The following is a 20,622-nucleotide window of genomic DNA, read 5'->3' as shown; positions in this document are numbered from 1 at the left end:
CCGTATGTCGGAAAGTTCAAAACAGGAACTGGATCACACGCTGAAGGACAGGTCGCCGCGGAAATATCAATGTGACATTAGTGGGGCGATTGTTTAGGATGGCACCCAGAAGGTCAATAGTTTGGCATAAAGTTAATAGCGAAAGAATCTAGCCAAAATATTGACGAAAGCATGCGTCAAACTTGTTTCGCAAATTTTTAAAGTACGTCCAGACTGAATCGGCGCCCATGCCCTCAGGTCCATGGAAGTCAACTGAACGTGACACCCCGGAGAGTCTTCAATGAGCAGTGTTGTTGCCATCGTCAAAAGCATTGTCGGTCAGGTATTCGTGGTGTCCCCAGAGGGCGTGCGTCGCGTACTCGTTGAAGGCGATCGCCTGTTCGTTGGCGACCAGATTGACACCGGCCTCTCCGGCGCCGTGTCGCTTGAATTGGCAGATGGCCGCACCCTCGATCTGGGTCGCGAAACCCAGTGGAGCGCCACCGCGCCCGACTCCAGCACGGACCTGGCTGAGGCCACCGCGCAGGCTGCGCCGTCGGTAGCAGAACTGCAGCAAGCCATCGCCGCCGGTGTCGACCCGACCACCGCCCTCGATGCCACCGCTGCCGGCCCGAGCGCTGCAGGCACTGGCGGTGCTGCCGGTGGTGGCCACAGCTTTGTGATGCTCGACGCCACCGCTGGCCGCGTTGACCCGACCATTGGTTTCCCGACTGCAGGCATCAATGCTGCCGGTCAAGCCGCGCAGAACATCACTGGCGGCCAGACCACCGATACCACCACCAACGCCCTGCGTGAGTCGACCCTGAGCCTCAGCGCCACGCCGTCCATCACCGAAACCGGCGGCGTGCTGGTGTACACCGCGACCCTGACCCAGGCGCCGCTGACCGACCTGACCATCACCCTGTCCAACGGCGCGGTGATTGTGATTACAGCCGGCTCCACCACTGGCACCGTCAACGTGCCGCTGGCCCCGAACGACACCGTTTATAACGACCCGACCCAGATCGACGTGACCGTCACCGGCACCACCGGCGGCAATGGCATCACCGTGACCCCGCCGACCACTCCGGCGACGACCCAGGTCACCGACACCATCGACACCACCACCGTCACCCTGACGGCCGGCCCGAGTGTCACCGAAGGCGGGCAGATCACTTACACCGCAACCCTGACCAACCCGGCGCAAACCCCGGTGACCGTCACCCTGTCGAACGGCTCGACCATCACCATCGGCGCCGGCCAGACCAGCGGCACCGTCAACGTGCCGACCCCGGCCAACGACGTCTATAACAACGGCAGCACCGTCACCACCACCATCACCGGTGCCAGCGGTGGCAACTTCGAAAACCTGGTGCCAAACCCGACGCCAGCGGTGACCACCATCACCGATTCGATCGACACCACTAATCTGACCCTGACCGCCACCGGCACAGTGGTCGAGGGTGGCCAGATCACCTACACCGCGACCCTGACCAACCCGGCGCAAACCCCGGTGACCGTCACCTTGTCGAACGGCTCGACCATCACCATTGAGGCTGGGCAGACCACCGGCACCGTCAACGTCCCGACGGCGGCCAACGACGTTTACAACAATGGCGGCACGGTCAGCACCACCATTACCGGCGCTACGGGTGGCAACTTTGAAAGCCTGGTGCCAAACACCACGCCAGCCACCACCACCGTTACCGATTCGATCGACACCACCAGCGTGAGCCTCACCGCCACCGGTACAGTCGTCGAAGGTGGCCAGATCACCTACACCGCGACGCTGACCAACGCCGCGCAAACCCCGGTGACGATCACCCTGTCGAACGGCTCGACCATCACCATTGACGCCGGCAAGACTACGGGCTCGGTCAACGTGCCGACCGCGGCCAACGACGTTTACAACAATGGCAGCACCGTCAGCACCACCATCACCGGTGCTAGCGGTGGCAATTTCGAAAATCTGGTGCCGAATACGACGCCAGCGACCACCACCATTACCGACTCGATCGACAACACCAACCTGTCGCTGACAGCCACCGGCACCGTGGCGGAAGGCGGTTCGATCGTTTACACCGCGACCCTGACCAACCCTGCCGGCACGCCGGTGACCGTGACCCTGAGCAACGGCTCGGTGATCACCATCGAAGCGGGCAAGACCAGCGGTACCGTGACCGTTCCGGCGCCAGCCGATGACGTTTATAAAGACGCCGGCAAAGTCGAAGTCACCATCAAGGACGCCACTGGCGGCAACTTCGAGAACCTGGTGCCGAGCACCGTTCCAGCCGTGACCGAAGTCACTGACACCATCGACACCTCGACCGTGAAGCTGACGGCCGACACCTCGGTCGCTGAAGGTGGCACCGTCACTTACACCGCCACCGTCGGTGCGCCGGTCACCGGCTCGCCTGTCATCGTGACCTTGGCCAACGGTCAGAGCATTACCATTGAAGTCGGTAAAACCACCGGCACCGTGACCACTACCGCCCCTAACGATGCGTTGACCGGCAATGCGCCGCTGACCAACTCGATCACCGGCGTTTCGGGTGGTAATTACGAAGATCTGGTGGCTGACAAGACTCCGGTTTCGACCACTGTTACTGATGTCGCCGACACCACCAACCTGTCGCTGAGCGCGACCGGTTCTGTGGCTGAAGGCGGTCAGATCACTTACACCGCGACCCTGACCAACGCCGCAGGTTCGCCTGTCACCGTAACCCTGTCGAACGGTTCGGTGATCACCATCGAAGCCGGCAAAACCACTGGCACCGTGACCGTTCCAGCGCCCGCCGATGACGTCTACAAAGACGCCGGCAAAGTCGAAGTGACGATCAAGGATGCGTCCGGCGGCAATTTCGAGAATCTGGTGCCGAGCACCGTTCCAGCCGTGACCGAAGTGACAGACACTATCGACACGTCGACCGTGAAGCTGACGGCTGACACCTCGGTCGCTGAAGGTGGCACCGTCACCTACACCGCCACTGTTGGCGCGCCGGTCACCGGCTCGCCGGTTGTCGTGACCTTGGCCAACGGCCAAAACATCACCATCGAAGTCGGCAAAACCACCGGCACCGTGACCACCACTGCACCGAATGATGCGCTGACCGGCCACGCGCCGATCACCAACGCGATCACGGGCGTGAGCGGCGGCAATTATGAAGACCTCGTCGCCGATAAAACCCCGGTCAGCACCACGGTCACGGACACCACCGACACCACCGACCTGACGCTGAGCGCGACCGGCACCGTGGCTGAAGGCGGCCAGATTACTTACACCGCGACCCTGACCAATGCTGCTGGTTCGCCGGTCACCGTGACCCTGTCGAACGGCTCGGTCATCACCATTGAAGCCGGTAAAACCACTGGCACCGTGACCGTTCCGGCGCCAGCCGATGACGTCTACAAAGACGCCGGCAAAGTCGAAGTCACCATCAAGGACGCCACTGGCGGCAACTTCGAGAACCTGGTGCCGAGCACCGTTCCTGCCGTCACCGACGTCACTGACACCCTCGACACCTCGACGGTGAAACTGACCGCCACCGAGACAACCGCTGAAGGTGGCACCGTCACCTACACCGCTACCGTTGGCGCGCCAGTCACCGGTTCGCCGGTGATCGTAACTTTGGCCAATGGTCAGAACATCACCATCGAAGTAGGCAAAACCACCGGCACCGTGACCACCACCGCGCCAAACGACGCGCTGAACGGCCACGCGCCGCTGACCAACTCGATCACCGACGTAACTGGCGGCAACTACGAAAACCTCGTGGCCGACAAAACCCCGGTCAGCACTACCGTGACCGACACCGTCGACACCACCAACCTGACGCTCAGCGCTACCGGCACTGTGGCGGAAGGCGGCGCGATCGTTTACACCGCAACCCTGACCAACCCGGCTGGCACTCCAGTAACCGTGACCCTGTCGAACGGCTCGGTCATTACCATCGAGGCCGGCAAAACCACCGGCACCGTGACCGTTCCTGCGCCAGCCGATGACGTCTACAAAGACGCCGGCAAAGTCGAAGTGACCATCAAGGACGCCACTGGCGGCAACTTCGAGAATCTGGTGCCGAGCACCGTTCCGGCCGTAACCGATGTGACCGACACCATCGATACCTCGACGGTGAAACTGACCGCCACCGAGACTGCGGCTGAAGGCGGCACCGTCACCTACACCGCCACTGTTGGCGCGCCAGTGACCGGTTCGCCTGTGATCGTGACGTTGGCCAACGGCCAGAACATCACCATCGAAGTCGGCAAAACCACCGGCACCGTGACCACCACTGCACCGAACGATGTGCTGGCCGGCCACGCACCGCTAACCAACGCGATCACCAACGTCAGCGGCGGCAACTACGAAAATCTGGTGGCCGACAAAACCCCGGTCAGCACCAGCGTGACCGACACCGTCGACACCACTACCGTTTCGCTGACCGCCACCGGCAACGTCAACGAAGGCGGTTCGATCGTTTACACCGCGACGCTGACCAACCCGGCCGGCACTCCGGTGACCGTGACCCTGAGCAACGGTTCGACCATCACCATCGACGCCGGCAAGACCACCGGCACCGTGACCGTCCCGGCACCGGCCGATGACGTCTACAAAGACGCCGGCAAACTCGAAGTGACCATCAAGGAAACCTCGGGCGGCAACTTCGAAAACCTGGTGGCCAATCCGACGCCAGCGGTGACCAATGTCGCCGACACGATCAACACCACGCACCTGACCCTCAGCGCTGAAAGCTACGTGCTCGAAGGCACCTCGATCACCTACACCGCGACCCTGACCAACGCCGCGCAAACCCCGGTGACCGTCAACCTGAGCAACGGCCAGACCATCACCATCGAGGCTGGCAAAACCAGCGGTTCGGTGACCATCGCCGCGCCGAGCGATGACGTTTACAAAGACGTCAGCAAGCTCACCGTGACCATGACCGACGCAACCGGCGGCAACTTCGAGAAGCTCGACGTCAGCAAGACCCCAGTCAGCACCACCGTCAATGACACCATCGACAAAACCACGCTGACCCTGAGCGCCAGCGACACCGTCAGCGAAGGTGGCCAGATCACCTACACCGCGACCCTGAGCAACCCGGCCGGCACCGCCATGACCGTGACCCTGGCCAACGGTGCGGTGATCAACATCGCCGCCGGCGCCACCAGCGGTTCGGTGAATTTCGCTGCGCCTGCCAATACGCCGTACATCGACGGCGGCAAGGTACAGACCGCGATTGCCAGCCACAGTGGCGGTAACTTCGAGCAGGTCGATGCCAACCGTTCGGCGGTGGTCACCACCGTCACCGACACCGTCGACACCACCAATATCAGCCTCAGCGCCACCGCTTCGGTTGCCGAGGGCGGCTCGATCGTCTACACCGCGAGCCTGACGAACCCGGCCGGCACGGCGATGACCGTGACCCTGAGCAACGGTGCGGTGATCAACATTGCCAAGGGAGCGACCACCGGCACCGCGACGGTCGCAGCACCGGCCGATGACGTCTACAAGGACGCCGGCAAAGTCGACGCCAGCATCACCAAGACCACCGGCGGCAACTTCGAGAACCTGGTGGTCGACAAGACCCCGGCGGTCACCGACGTGACCGACACCATCGACAACAGCACCGTTTCGCTGACCGCCACCGCCAGCACCACTGAAGGCGGCGTGGTGGTTTACACGGCCTCCGTCACCGCTCCGGTCACCGGTTCGCCAGTTGTGGTGACTCTGTCCAACGGCCAGACCATCACCATTCCGGTCGGCGCCAGCAGCGGTAGCGTCAACTTCACCGCACCGAACGATGCACTCGCTGGCGGCAACACGCTGAGCGTGAAAATCGACGGCGCCAGCGGCGGCAATTACGAAAACCTTGTGGCCGACAAAACTCCGGCCGTGACCTCGGTGACCGACACCGTCGACACCACCAACCTGTCGCTGAGTGCGACCGGCACCGTGGCTGAGGGTGGTTCGATTGTTTACACCGCAACGCTGACCAATCCGGCTGGCACGCCAGTCACCGTGACATTGAGCAACGGCTCGGTGATCACCATCGACGCTGGTAAAACTACCGGTACCGTGACCGTCGCAGCGCCTGCCGATGACGTCTACAAAGACGCCGGCAAAGTCGAAGTCACCATCAAGGACGCCACGGGCGGCAACTTCGAGAACCTCGTTCCGAGCACCACGCCAGCCGTGACCGACGTCACTGACACCATCGACACCTCGACCGTGAAACTGACGGCCGACACCACTGTGGCTGAGGGCGGCACCGTCACTTACACCGCCACGGTTGGCGCGCCGGTCACCGGTTCGCCAGTCGTCGTGACCCTGGCCAACGGCCAGAGCATCACCATCGAAGTCGGCAAGACCACAGGCAGCGTGTCCACCATCGCGCCGAATGACGCATTGAACGGTCAGGCGTCGCTGGGCAACTCGATCACCAACGTTTCCGGCGGCAACTACGAAAACCTGGTGGCCGACAAGACCCCGGTGTCGACCACGGTCACTGACACCCTCGACACCACTGACCTGTCGCTCAGCGCCACCAATTCGGTCGCCGAGGGCGGCTCGATCATCTACACCGCGACGCTGACCAACCCGGCTGGCTCGCCGGTGACTGTGACCCTGTCGAACGGCTCGGTGATCACCATCGAGGCCGGTAAAACCACCGGCACCGTAACGGTCGCGGCGCCTGCCGATGACGTCTACAAAGACGCCGGCAAGGTCGAAGTGACCATCAAGGACGCCACCGGCGGCAACTTCGAAAACCTGGTACCGAGCACTGTCCCGGCCGTGACCGAAGTCACCGACACCATCGACACCACCACCGTCAAACTGACCGCCACTGAGTCTGCCGCTGAAGGTGGCACCGTCACTTACACCGCCACCGTCGGCGCGCCAGTCACCGGCTCGCCGGTCGTCGTGACCTTGGCCAACGGCCAGAACATCACCATCGAAGTCGGCAAAACCACCGGCACCGTCACCACCACCGCACCAAACGACGCGCTGAACGGCCACACGCCGCTGACCAACGCGATCACCGACGTGAGCGGCGGCAATTACGAGAACCTCGTTGCCGACAAAACCCCGGTTTCGACCACTGTTACTGACACCGTCGACACCACCAACCTGTCGCTCACTGCGACCGGCACCGTGGCGGAAGGTGGCTCGATCGTTTACACCGCGACCCTGACCAACCCGGCTGGCACGCCGGTGACCGTGACCCTGAGCAATGGCTCGGTGATCACCATCGAAGCGGGCAAAACCACCGGCACCGTCACCGTTCCTGCGCCTGCCGATGACGTCTACAAAGACGCCGGCAAGGTCGAGGTGACCATCAAGGATGCCACGGGCGGTAACTTCGAGAACCTGGTTCCGAGCACCACGCCAGCCGTTACCGACGTCACTGACACCATCGACACCTCGACGGTCAAACTGACCGCCACCGAGTCGGCCGCTGAAGGTGGCACCGTCACCTACACCGCCACCGTCGGTGCGCCAGTCACTGGCTCACCAGTTGTGGTGACCTTGGCCAACGGTCAGAACATCACCATCGAAGTGGGTAAAACCACCGGCACCGTGACTACCACTGCGCCAAACGATGCGTTGACCGGTCATGCGCCGCTGACCAACGCGATCACCGGCGTTTCCGGCGGCAACTACGAAAACCTCGTGGCCGACAAAACCTCGGTCAGCACCAACGTGACTGATACCGTCGATACCACCAACCTGTCGCTCAGCGCCACCGGTTCGGTGAACGAAGGCGGCCAGATCACCTACACCGCGACCCTGACCAATGCCGCTGGCAGTCCGGTCACCGTAACCCTGAGCAATGGCTCGGTGATCACCATCGAGGCCGGTAAAACCACCGGCACCGTGACCGTCGACGCACCGAAAGATGACGTCTACAAAGATGCCGGCACCGTTGAAGCGACCATCAAGGGCGCGACCGGTGGCGACTTTGAAAACCTCGTCACCAGCACGGCTCCAGCGGTCACCACCGTCAACGACACCATCGACACCTCCACCGTGTCGCTGACCGCCACGGCGAACGTCGCCGAAGGCGAAACCGTGGTCTACACCGCGACCGTTACCGCGCCAGTGACTGGCTCGCCGGTTGTCGTGACCCTGTCCAACGGCCAGACCATCACCATCGCTGTCGGTGAAACCACCGGCTCGGTGAACTTCGTTGCACCAAACAGCCCTCTGGCCGGCGGCAGCTCGCTGAGCGTGACCATCGACGGCGCCACTGGCGGCAACTACGAAAAACTGGCAGTCGACGGCAAGTCCGCCGACACCGCGGTTTCGGACACCACCGACACCACCAACCTGAACCTGACCGCAACCGATTCGGTGGCTGAAGGCGGTTCGATCGTCTACACCGCGACGCTGACCAACCCGGCCGGCACCCCGGTGACCGTGACCCTGAGCAACGGTTCGGTGATCACCATCGAGGCCGGTAAAACCACCGGCACCGTGACCGTTCCAGCGCCGGCTGATGACGTCTACAAAGATGCCGGCAAAGTCGAAGTGACGATCAAGGATGCAACCGGCGGCAACTTCGAGAATCTGGTACCGAGCACCGTACCGGCGGTGACCAATGTCACCGACACCATCGACACCACCACCGTCAAACTCACCGCGACCGAGTCGACGGCTGAGGGCGGCAGCGTGACTTACACCGCGACCGTCGGCGCGCCAGTCACCGGTTCGCCTGTGGTCGTGACCCTGGCTAACGGTCAGACCATCACCATTGGTGTTGGCCAGACCACCGGCACCGCGACCACCACTGCGCCGAACGATGCGTTGACCGGCCATGCGCCGATCACCAATGCGATCACTGAGGTAAGCGGCGGCAACTTCGAAAATCTGGTGGCGGACAAGACGCCGGTTTCGACCAATGTCACCGACACCGTCGACACCACCAATCTGTCGCTGACGGCGACCGGCACCGTTGCGGAAGGTGGTTCGATCATCTACACCGCTACGCTGACCAACGCGGCTGGCTCGCCAGTCACCGTGACCCTGTCGAATGGCGCGGTAATCACCATCGAAGCCGGTAAAACCACTGGCACCGTGACCGTTCCAGCCCCGGCCGACGACGTCTACAAAGACGCTGGCAAAGTCGAAGCGACGATCTCCACCGCTACCGGTGGCAACTTCGAGAACCTGGTGCCGAGCACTGTTCCAGCCGTCACCGAAGTGACTGACACCATCGACACCTCGACCGTGAAACTGACGGCGACCGAGACCGCCGCTGAAGGTGGCACCGTCACTTACACCGCGACAGTCGGAGCGCCTGTGACAGGCTCTCCGGTTGTGGTGACCCTGGCCAACGGTCAGAACATCACCATCGAAGTCGGGAAAACCACCGGCACCGTAACCTTCATCGCACCGAACGATGCGCTGACCGGCCACGCGCCGCTCACCAACTCGATCACTGAGGTGAGCGGTGGCAACTACGAAAACCTCGTGGCCGACAAGACACCGGTCAGCACCACCGTGACCGACACCGTCGACACCACCAACCTGTCGCTCAGCGCGACCGGTTCTGTGGCTGAGGGCGGCTCGATCATCTACACCGCGACATTGACCAACGCTGCTGGCTCGCCAGTCACCGTGACCCTGTCGAACGGCGCGGTGATCACCATCGAAGCCGGTAAAACCACTGGCACCGTCACCGTCGCAGCGCCAGCGGATGACGTTTACAAAGATGCAGGCAAAGTCGAAGCAACCATTTCGACCGCGACCGGCGGCAACTTCGAGAATCTGGTGCCGAGCACCGTGCCGGCTGTGACCAGCGTCACCGATACCATCGACACCTCGACCGTGAAATTGACGGCCGATACCTCCGTGGCTGAAGGCGGCACCGTCACTTACACCGCCACTGTGGGCGCTCCAGTGACCGGCTCGCCGGTCACCGTGACCCTGGCCAACGGCCAGAACATCACCATCGAAGTCGGTAAAACCACCGGCACCGTCACCTTCACCGCGCCGAACGATGCGTTGACTGGCCATGCACCGCTGACCAACGCGATTACCGGAGTTACCGGCGGCAATTACGAGAATCTGGTGGCTGACAAGACGCCGGTTTCGACCAATGTCACCGACACCGTCGACACCACCAACCTGTCGCTCAGCGCGACCGGTTCGGTTGCTGAAGGTGGCTCGATCATCTACACCGCAACGCTGACCAACGCGGCCGGCTCACCAGTCACCGTGACCCTGTCGAACGGCGCGGTGATCACCATCGAAGCCGGTAAAACCACTGGCACCGTCACCGTCGCAGCGCCAGCGGATGACGTTTACAAAGATGCAGGCAAAGTCGAAGCAACCATTTCGACCGCGACCGGCGGCAACTTCGAGAATCTGGTGCCGAGCACCGTGCCGGCTGTGACCAGCGTCACCGACACCATCGACACCACCACCGTCAAACTCACCGCCACCGAGTCGACAACTGAGGGTGGCAACGTCACCTACACCGCGACTGTCGGCGCGCCAGTCACCGGCTCGCCGGTTGTCGTAACCCTGGCAAACGGTCAGACGATCACCATCGGCGTCGGCCAGACCACCGGTACCGCGACCACCACGGCGCCAAACGACGCATTGACCGGTCACGCTCCGCTGACCAACGCGATCACCAACGTCAGCGGCGGCAACTACGAGAACCTCGTAGCCGACAAGACGCCGGTCAGCACCAACGTGACCGATACCGTCGACACCACCAACCTGTCGCTTAGCGCTACCGGTTCTGTGGCCGAGGGCGGTTCGATCGTCTACACCGCGACCCTGACCAACGCCGCTGGCTCGCCAGTGACCGTGACGCTGAGCAACGGCGCCGTGATCACCATCGACGCCGGTAAAACCACCGGCACCGTGACCGTTCCAGCGCCAGCCGACGACGTCTACAAAGACGCTGGCACCGTGCAGGCCACGATCAGTACCGCCACCGGTGGCAACTTCGAAAATCTGGTGCCGAGCACAACTCCGGCTATCACCAGCGTCACCGACACCATCGACACCACCACTGTGAAACTGACGGCAACCGCTACCGCAGCCGAAGGTGGCAACGTCGTTTACACCGCCACGGTTGGTGCTCCGGTAACCGGTTCGCCGGTTGTGGTAACCCTGGCCAACGGTCAGACCATCACCATTGGCGTCGGCCAGACCACGGGCACCGCGACCACCACCGCGCCGAACGACGCATTGACTGGCCACGCTCCGCTGACCAATGCGATCACCAACGTCAGCGGCGGCAACTACGAGAACCTCGTAGCCGACAAGACGCCGGTCAGCACCAACGTGACCGATACCGTCGACACCACCAACCTGTCGCTTAGCGCTACCGGTTCTGTGGCCGAGGGCGGTTCGATCGTCTACACCGCGACCCTGACCAACGCCGCTGGCTCGCCAGTGACCGTGACGCTGAGCAACGGCGCCGTGATCACCATCGACGCCGGTAAAACCACCGGCACCGTCACCGTTCCAGCGCCAGCCGATGACGTCTACAAAGACGCCGGTACCGTGCAGGCCACGATCAGCACCGCCACCGGTGGCAACTTCGAAAACCTGGTGCCGAGCACGACGCCGGCTATTACAAGCGTCACCGATACCATCGACACCACCACGGTGAAACTGACCGCGACCGCCACTGCCGCTGAAGGCGGTAACGTCGTTTACACCGCGACCGTCGGTGCGCCAGTGACGGGCTCGCCAGTCGTGGTCACCCTGTCGAACGGTCAGACCATCACCATCGGTGTTGGCCAGACCACCGGCACCGCAACTACTACCGCGCCAAACGATGTCTTGACCGGTCACGCACCGCTGACGAACGCGATCACCAATGTCAGCGGTGGTAACTACGAAAACCTTGTGGCTGACAAAACGCCAGTCAGCACCAACGTGACCGACACTGTCGACACCACCAATCTGTCGCTCAGCGCGACGGGTTCGGTTGCTGAAGGCGGTTCGATTGTTTACACCGCGACCCTGACCAACGCCGCTGGCTCGCCAGTCACCGTGACTCTGAGCAACGGCGCCGTGATCACCATCGACGCGGGTAAAACCACTGGCACCGTGACCGTTCCAGCGCCAGCCGATGACGTCTACAAAGACGCCGGTACCGTGCAGGCGACCATCAGCACCGCCACCGGTGGCAACTTCGAAAACCTCGTGCCGAGCACGACTCCGGCCGTAACCAGCGTCACCGACACGATCGACACGACCACCGTAAAACTCACTGCAACCACAACTGCAGCCGAGGGCGGCAACGTTGTCTACACCGCCACGGTCGGTGCTCCAGTGACTGGCTCGCCAGTTGTGGTAACGCTGGCCAACGGTCAGACCATCACCATTGGTGTTGGCCAGACTACGGGGACTGCGACCACTACCGCACCAAACGATGCGTTGACCGGTCATGCTCCGCTGACCAACTCGATCACCAACGTCACTGGCGGCAACTACGAAAATCTCGTGGCCGACAAGACGCTGGTTTCGACCAACGTCACTGACACCGTCGACACCACCAATCTGTCGCTGTCCGCGACCGGCACCGTGGCCGAAGGTGGCCAGATCACTTACACCGCGACATTGACCAACGCCGCTGGCTCGCCAGTGACCGTAACCCTGTCGAACGGCGCCGTGATCACCATCGACGCCGGTAAAACCAGCGGCACCGTGACCGTTCCAGCCCCAGCCGACGACGTCTACAAAGACGCCGGCACCGTACAGGCGACGATCAGCAACGCCACCGGTGGCAACTTCGAAAACCTGGTACCGAGTACGACGCCGGCCGTGACCAGCGTCACCGACACCATCGACACCACGACGGTGAAACTCACGGCTACCGGCACAGCGGCAGAGGGCGGCAACGTCGTCTACACCGCGACCGTCGGTGCTCCGGTGACCGGCTCGCCTGTGGTTGTAACGCTGGCCAACGGTCAAACCATCACCATCGGTGTAGGCCAGACCACGGGCACCGCGACCACCACTGCGCCTAACGACGCATTGACCGGTCACGCGCCACTGACCAACGCGATCACCAACGTCAGCGGCGGTAACTACGAGAACCTGGTCGCCGACAAGACTCCGGTCAGCACCACTGTGACCGACACCGTCGACACCACCAATCTGTCGCTGTCCGCGACCGGCACCGTGGCCGAAGGTGGCCAGATCACTTACACCGCGACCCTGACCAACGCCGCTGGCTCGCCAGTCACCGTAACCCTGAGCAACGGTTCGGTGATCACCATCGACGCCGGCAAAACCAGCGGCACCGTGACCGTTCCAGCGCCAGCCGATGACGTCTACAAAGACGCCGGCAACGTCCAGGCAACGATCAAGACCGCCACCGGCGGCAGCTTCGAAAACCTGGTCACCAGCACGGCTCCGGCCGTGACCAGCGTCACTGACACCATCGACACCACCACCGTGAAACTGACCGCGACCGGCTCTGCGGCGGAAGGCGGCAACGTCGTCTACACCGCCACTGTCGGTGCAGCCGTGACCGGTTCGCCGGTCGTGGTGACCCTGGCCAACGGTCAGACCATCACCATCGACATCGGCAAGACCACCGGTACCGTGACAACCACCGCACCGAACGATGCGTTGACCGGCCACGCCCCGCTGACCAACTCGATCAGCAACGTCACGGGCGGCAACTACGAAAACCTCGTCGCCGACAAAACCCCGGTCAGCACCACCGTGACCGACACCGTCGACACCACCAACCTGTCGCTGTCCGCGACCGGCACCGTGGCCGAAGGTGGCCAGATCACCTACACCGCGACCCTGACCAACGCCGCTGGCTCGCCACTGACCGTGACCCTCAGCAACGGTTCGGTAATCACCATCGACGCTGGCAAAACCACTGGCACCGTGACCGTTCCGGCTCCGGCCGACGACGTCTACAAAGACGCCGGCAGCGTGCAGGCGACCATCACCGGCACCAGCGGCGGCAGCTTCGAAAACCTCGTGACCAGCAACACGCCAGCCGTGACCAGCGTCACCGATACGATCGACACCACCACCGTCAGCATCACCGGCAGCAGCTCGGTGACCGAAGGCCAGACCGCCAGCTATACGGTCAGCCTGAACCACCCGGCGCAAACCGAAGTAACCCTGAAAATCGTCTACAGCGGCACTGCCGCCGACGGTTCGGACTTCACTGGTGTGTACACCGTGAAGATTCCGGCAGGTGCGAGCAGCGCGCAGTTCAACGTCGCCACCATCGATGACAAGATCACCGAAGGCACCGAGAACTTCGTGGTCAAGATCGATTCGGCCACCGGCGGCAACTTCGAGAACCTCGCGGTCAGCAGCACCAACGGCAGCGTCAGCACCTCGATCATCGACAACGACGCACCGCCGGTCATCGACCTGGATGGCAACAACTCCAGCGGTGCCACCGGTGCCGACTACAAGGTGACCTTCACCGAAAACACCCCGGGCGCGGGCGTATCGATTGCCGACACCGACATCAGCATCACTGACCCGGACAGCACCATGCTCACCGGTGCCACTGTGGTTCTGACCAACCGTCAGGACGGCGATGCGCTGAACCTGGGCAACAGCGTCAACGGCATTACGATCAATGCCAACAGCACCAACGGCACCGTGACCCTGACGCTGTCCGGCAATGCGACGCTGGCTGATTACATGCAGGCCATCAAGAACATCAGCTTCACTAACAGCAGTGAGAATCCGAGCACCGTACCGCGGATCATCACCGTGACCGTGACCGATGGCGGCAACTACTCCAACACCGCGACCACCACGGTCAACGTGGTGGCGGTCAACGACGCACCGGTCGCTGCACCGAGCAATGTCACCGGCACCGAAGACACGCCGCTGGTGCTCGGCTGGTCGACCTTCGGTGTCAGCGATGTCGACAGTCCGGCCAGCAGCCTCGGCGTGAAAATCACCCAACTGCCGGGCGAAGGCAAACTGCAGTATCTGGACGGTTCGACCTGGAAAGACGTCGCCAACAACCAGACCTTCAGCAAGGCTGACATCGACGCGGGCAAGCTGCGCTTCCTGCCGGATGCCAACGAGTCGGGCGTCAACGGTTACGGCGGCACAGGTCTGGGCAACAACCAGGCTGACTACGCGCAGATCAAGTTCCAGCCAACCGACGGTCAGCTGCTGGGTAACACCGGCACCGTGAAGATCGACATCACGCCAGTGGCGGATGCGCCGACCGTGAGCGTGGCCGACAACAGCGTGAAGTCCACCGGGCTGATCAAGGAAGTCTGGACCGGTCTGTCGGGTCTGGGCACCAACGGCAATGGCGCGGATTCGACCACGTTGAAAAACGTCATCGACGGCGCCGGCACACCGAACACCAGCACTAACGTGAACAACGTGCAGTCCGACGGCAGCGTAACCGCCGGTACGGCCTCGAAGACTTCCGGCCTGATCTATCTGGAAGCCGGCAAGACTTACACCTTCAGCGGTATCGGTGATGACAGCCTGTTGGTGACCATCGGTGGCAAGAGCGTGGCCTCGACCACGTGGGGCGTGGGCGGCAACCTCAACGGTTCGTTCACCCCGACCACCAGCGGCTACTACACCCTGGACATCTACCACCACAACCAGAGCGGCCCGGGCAGCTACGACGTCAACCTGTCGGTCAACGGCAGCACGCCGATCGACCTGAGCAGCGCTGGCGTACCGATCTACACCGGCGTGAAGGATCTGGTGAATTCGGGCGTGACCGTCTCCGATCTGCACGGCACTAACGGCGAAGGCTATTACGACGGCTACAAACTCAACACCGGCGCCGAAGGCACCACGGTGAAACTGTCGGCGATCACCACCGCCCTGACCGACACCGACGGCTCGGAAACCCTGAGCGTGAAGATCAGCGGTGCACCGGTCGGCTCGGTGCTCAGTGATGGCGCGGGTCACACCTTCACCGTCACCGCCAGCAGCGGCGACGCCAACGTCACCGGCTGGAACCTCGGCAGCCTGACCGTAACGCCTCCGCCGTACTACAACGGCCAGTTCAACCTGACCGTGACCTCGACTTCCACCGAGATGGTCGGCGGCTCGGCCAGCAGCACTGCGACCATTCCGGTTACCGTGGTGCCGGCGGTCTACAACGCCATTGTCGCCACCTCGGCCGACGATACCGTCACCGGCACCGATGGCAACGACATCATCGTCGCCGACATCGGTGGTCTGACCGTGATCCCGGGCACCAACTACAACATCGCGTTCATGGTCGACAGCTCCGGCAGCATGAGCGCGTCGTCGCTCAACGCCGCCAAAGACTCGCTGACCTCGGTGTTCAACAGCCTCAAGCAGAGCCTGGGCGGCAGCAATTCGGGCACGGTGAACATTTTCCTCGTCGACTTCGATACCCAGGTCAACAAGTCGGTGTCGGTGAACCTCAACGACCCGAACGCGCTGACGCAACTCAAAGCGGTACTGGACTCGATGGCCTCCGGCGGCGGCACCAATTACGAGGACGTATTCAAGACCACGGCCAACTGGTTCCAGAGCGCTGACGCTGTGGCCAACACCGGGGCGAAGAACCTCACGTACTTCATTACCGACGGCCAGCCGACCTACTACCAGAGCGGCGAGCAGACCAACCCGACGCTGTACGGCAACGTGAAGCTCGACGATGTGGTGAAAACCAGCAACTACAAGCCGGGCGACACCTTCAGCACCTACATCGACAATACCCACGCGTTGACGATCAACAGCGCCGGCACCGTAACCCTGCAAACCTACAATTCGTGGTGGGGCTGGAGCAGCTCTAATCTGGGCACCATCCACGCGCAGGGCGACGGCACCTATGAGTTGTCGAGTCTGGCGGGTACCGGTAACAGCACCAACTCGGCAACGACCAGTAACTCGACCAGTGGCTTTGCATTGCTCAGCGGTCTGTCGAACGTCGAGGCTATCGGACTGAACAACGATGTCAGCCTCAACGATCTGAAGCCTTACGATTCGGATAAAACGCCGCAAACCAACATCGATCCGAAGGATCTGGCCAACTCGATCATCGGCCACACCGAAGCGACGATGCCGGGCAACGACACCGTCAGCGGTGGCGACGGCAACGACATCCTGTTCGGCGACCTGGTGAGCTTCAACGGCATTGCCGGCGAGGGTTATCAGGCGATGCAGGCGTTCGTCGCCAAGGAAACCGGCGTCGACGTCAGCAAAGTCACCACCAGCAACGTGCACCAGTACATCACCGAGCACTATCAGGCGTTCGATGTCTCCGGCGCACATGACGGTAACGACACGCTGTTGGGTGGCGCAGGCAATGACATCCTCTTCGGCTCGGGCGGCAACGACTGGCTCGATGGCGGCAAAGGCAATGACATCCTGCTCGGCGGCACTGGCAACGACACGCTGATCGGCGGTCAGGGCAACGACATCCTCATCGGTGGTTCCGGTGCCGACACCTTCGTCTGGAAGGCGGGCGATACTGGCAACGACGTGATCAAGGACTTCAAGGCCAGCGAAGGTGACCGCATCGACCTGCGCGATTTGCTGCAGGGCGAGACCGGCAGCACCATCGACAACTTCCTGAAGATCACCACGGTCGATGGCACGTCGTCGCTGCAAGTCAGCTCGGCGGGCAAGTTCAACTCCGGCGACGCTGCGGCGGCCACCCCGGATGTGACGATCAAACTGGAAGGCAACAACTGGTCGAGCGCCAACATTCATAACCTGATTGCCGGCAGCGATCCGACCATCAAGGTCGACCACAACAACAGCTGATACGTGAACAAAAACGGCCGCCCTTCTGGGGCGGCCGTCACGTTTGCGCTTACCGCGACGGTGACGATTACGTCGCCGCACCGCATACTCGCGCGCAGTTGGCTATGCTGCTGACAGCATGACGCTGGTTCATTTCCGAGGGATGCTCAATGTTTTACGTGCAACGCGATGCGCAAGGTCTGTTGATTCGCGTGGAAGCCGCGGCCTACGCCGAGGCCACGGAAACGCTGCCGGCCGACAGCCATGAAATCCAGGCCTGGTTCGCCAATGAAGTGGTGGAAACCAGCCTGAAACAGCTCAAGCAGAGCGACTTTGAAATGATTCGGGTCCTCGACGACCTGATTCAGGTCCTGACCCAGAAAGGCGTGATCCGCGTCACCGACCTGCCACCGGCGGCCCAGGCCAAGTTGATGGACCGGACTCAGGCGCGTGAGGCGTTGGGCGGGTTGAGCCAGTTGATCGATGAGGATGAGGGCGGGTTGATCTGATCCATTCAGAATCAAAAGCCTGCCCTCACCCCAGCCCTCTCCCGGGGGGAGAGGGAGCTGACCGAGGTGTCTGGCGTCATACATCGACCTGAAAAACCGGGGCGATTATGGATCCAGCGCAAATCGCTGACGTCGGCGTATTTCCCAAATATCCCCCAATCAGTCCCTTCTCCCTGACCGAGAGGGGCCGATCGAGGTGTCTGGCGTTATACATCGACCTGAAAAACCGGGTCGATTATGAATTCAAAACAAATCGCTCACGTCGGCGTACCTCCCGAATATCCCCCAATCAGTCCCTTGAGGGAGAGGGGCCGACCGAGGTGTCTGGCGCTGTACATCGACCTGAGAAATCGAGTCGATTATGGATTCAGCGCAAATCGTTCACGTCGGCGTATTTCCCGAATATCCCCCAATCAGTCCCCTCTCCCTCTGGGAGAGGGCTAGGGTGAGGGTTGCTTTTGCGATGATTCACCGCCAAGGCTTCGGCTCACCAAACAACTGCCCCTGAACCCCATACAGACCCATCTCGCGAATCACCGACAACTCGCCTTCAGTCTCGACCCGCTCGGCAATCAGCGGCAGATCAATGCTGTGCGCGGCACGCTGGATCGCCTCGATGAACAGACGCTTGTCACTCTCCTGATCAATCGCGCGAATGTAGCTGCCATCGATCTTCAAGTACGCCAGCCCCAACCGCGCCAGATTGCCGATCATGCTGAAGCGCCCACCAAAGCGCTGCAGGCTCAGAGAGAAGCCCAGCTCACGCAGGCGCCGGGTCAACTGCTCCAGCACCGCTTGTTCCGGCAATTGCTCCTCACCGATTTCCAGGGTCAGGCGCTCGCCCAGATTGGAATGCGCGCGCAGAATCTCGAAGACTTTGTTCAACGCCTGCGGATCGGCCAGGGTCGCCGAAGACAGGTTCAGCGCCAGCGAATCTTCATGTTCTTTCATCTGCTCCAGCACGCGCTCAAGCATCAGGCGATCCAGCCGCGCGGTCCAGCCGAAGCGCTCCAGCCATGGCAGAAAACGCCCGGCCGGGATGGTCTGGCCCTGATCATCGAGCAGGCGCGAGAGCACTTTGTAATGCAGCACCAGTTGCGTGTCTGCGGCAGCAACCACCGGCTGGAAATACAGTTCGAAACGCTGCTGACTCAGTGCCTGATCGAGCAAGCGGTGCCAAGCGTGGTGATCGTCGCCGACATCCGCCGTCAGGCTCTGATCGATGCAGGCCCAGTTCTGCTCGCCCTGCCCTTCGGCTTGCGCCAGCGCCTGATCACCGAGCGTCAGCACTTGTTGCGGCGAGTCACCGTGGGCGAATGGCGCCAGGCCGATCGACGCCACGGCCGCGACGTCGGTCGCGCCAGTGGCATGCAGACTGCTCAAGGCATTGTCGAGGTTCTGCGCCAGTTGCAGCGCTTCCTCGCGGACCAGCCCCGGCGCCAGCACAGCGAACTCACCGCCACGAATACGGGTGACGAGGTTCTGGGTTTCCGGGTACTTGGCGCATTCGCGCGACAATTGTTCGCCAACTGCTTTCAGCAGTTCATCGGTGCGCTGGCCACCGAGACGCTGGTTGAGCCCGGCCAGATCCTTGACCCGCAACAGCAGCAAATAACCCGAACTGGCCTGCTCCGGATTGCTCACCCGGTTGTTCAACTGCATCTCGAAATAACGCCGGTTGGCCAACCCCGTCAGATTGTCCTGATAAGACTCGGCACGCAGTTTTTCACTGCGCTCGGCCTGCTCCTGAAACAGCGCCTTGAGCTTCTCGACCATCTGGTTCATCGCCTGTACCACCCGGCGCAACTCGGGTGTGCGTGGCAATTCCGGCAGGCTGAGGAATTCGCGACGGGCGATGGCGTGAGATTGTTTGACCATGTAATCCAGCGGCTTCAATTGCCGGCGCAGCAGCAGCGCGCCGAGCACGGCACTGATCGCGCCGCAGATCAGCAGCCAGCCAAGGCTGCCCAACGCGCTCTGCCACAGCTTGGCCACGGCGAACATCGGATGGCTGACCACTTCGACCCGCGCTGCCTGTTCCCAGCCACGGCTGACCAGTGCATCGCCACCAGCCGGTTCCAGACCGATCAGTTTGACGAACCAGTCCGGCACATTAGTGACGGCCGGAATGCCGTTGCGCTCAACAATCGTCTGGTCGGTCTTCAGATCGACCACGCGGATGCTCGCGTAATAACCACTGTCGAAAATCGAGCTGACCAGCAACTCGACCATCGCCGGGTCGTCGATATTCGGCGTCAGCGACAAGGCCAGCGCCGTCGCGGCGTCCTGCGCGTGGGAACGCAACTGGTTGACGTACTGGGTACGCGAGCTCTCTAGACTGACCATGAAGCTGCCGGTGAAGGCGACCACCAGGAACAGACAGATTGCGATCAACAGCTGTTTGAACAAAGACAT

Annotated in this window: 3 protein-coding genes; 2 read left to right on the top strand and 1 reads right to left on the bottom strand. The window is 62.1% G+C overall.

The window, feature by feature from the left end; translation table 11 throughout:
• Positions 1 to 280: 280 nt before the first annotated feature.
• Positions 281 to 17,719 carry an immunoglobulin-like domain-containing protein gene (locus tag RMV17_RS00485; protein WP_311884762.1) on the top strand — a complete coding sequence of 5,813 codons (17,439 nt, stop codon included), beginning with the start codon at positions 281 to 283 and terminating at the stop codon, positions 17,717 to 17,719.
• A 149-nt stretch (positions 17,720 to 17,868) separates the two neighbouring features.
• Positions 17,869 to 18,207 (top strand): hypothetical protein, encoded by a 339-nt coding sequence (locus RMV17_RS00480; protein WP_007918987.1) that lies wholly within the window; start codon positions 17,869 to 17,871, stop codon positions 18,205 to 18,207.
• 468 nt (positions 18,208 to 18,675) lie between these two features.
• Here the strand turns inward: RMV17_RS00480 and lapD are convergent, their stop codons facing one another.
• Entirely contained in the window at positions 18,676 to 20,622 is a 1,947-nt protein-coding gene (lapD, locus tag RMV17_RS00475) for a cyclic di-GMP receptor LapD (RefSeq protein WP_311884758.1), read from the bottom strand.

The organism is Pseudomonas sp. VD-NE ins (genome assembly GCF_031882575.1).
GTDB classification, from domain to species: Bacteria; Pseudomonadota; Gammaproteobacteria; order Pseudomonadales; family Pseudomonadaceae; genus Aquipseudomonas; species Aquipseudomonas fluorescens_BZ.
Note: the sequence above shows the minus strand (reverse complement) of the source record. Positions and strands in the feature narration are given on the sequence as shown.

Coding starts and splice junctions, on each gene's coding strand:
- RMV17_RS00480 (WP_007918987.1), top strand. CDS start 17,869: ATGTTTTACGTGCAACGCGATGCGCAAGGTCTGTTGATTCGCGTGGAA.
- RMV17_RS00485 (WP_311884762.1), top strand. CDS start 281: ATGAGCAGTGTTGTTGCCATCGTCAAAAGCATTGTCGGTCAGGTATTC.
- lapD (WP_311884758.1), bottom strand. CDS start 20,622: ATGTCTTTGTTCAAACAGCTGTTGATCGCAATCTGTCTGTTCCTGGTG.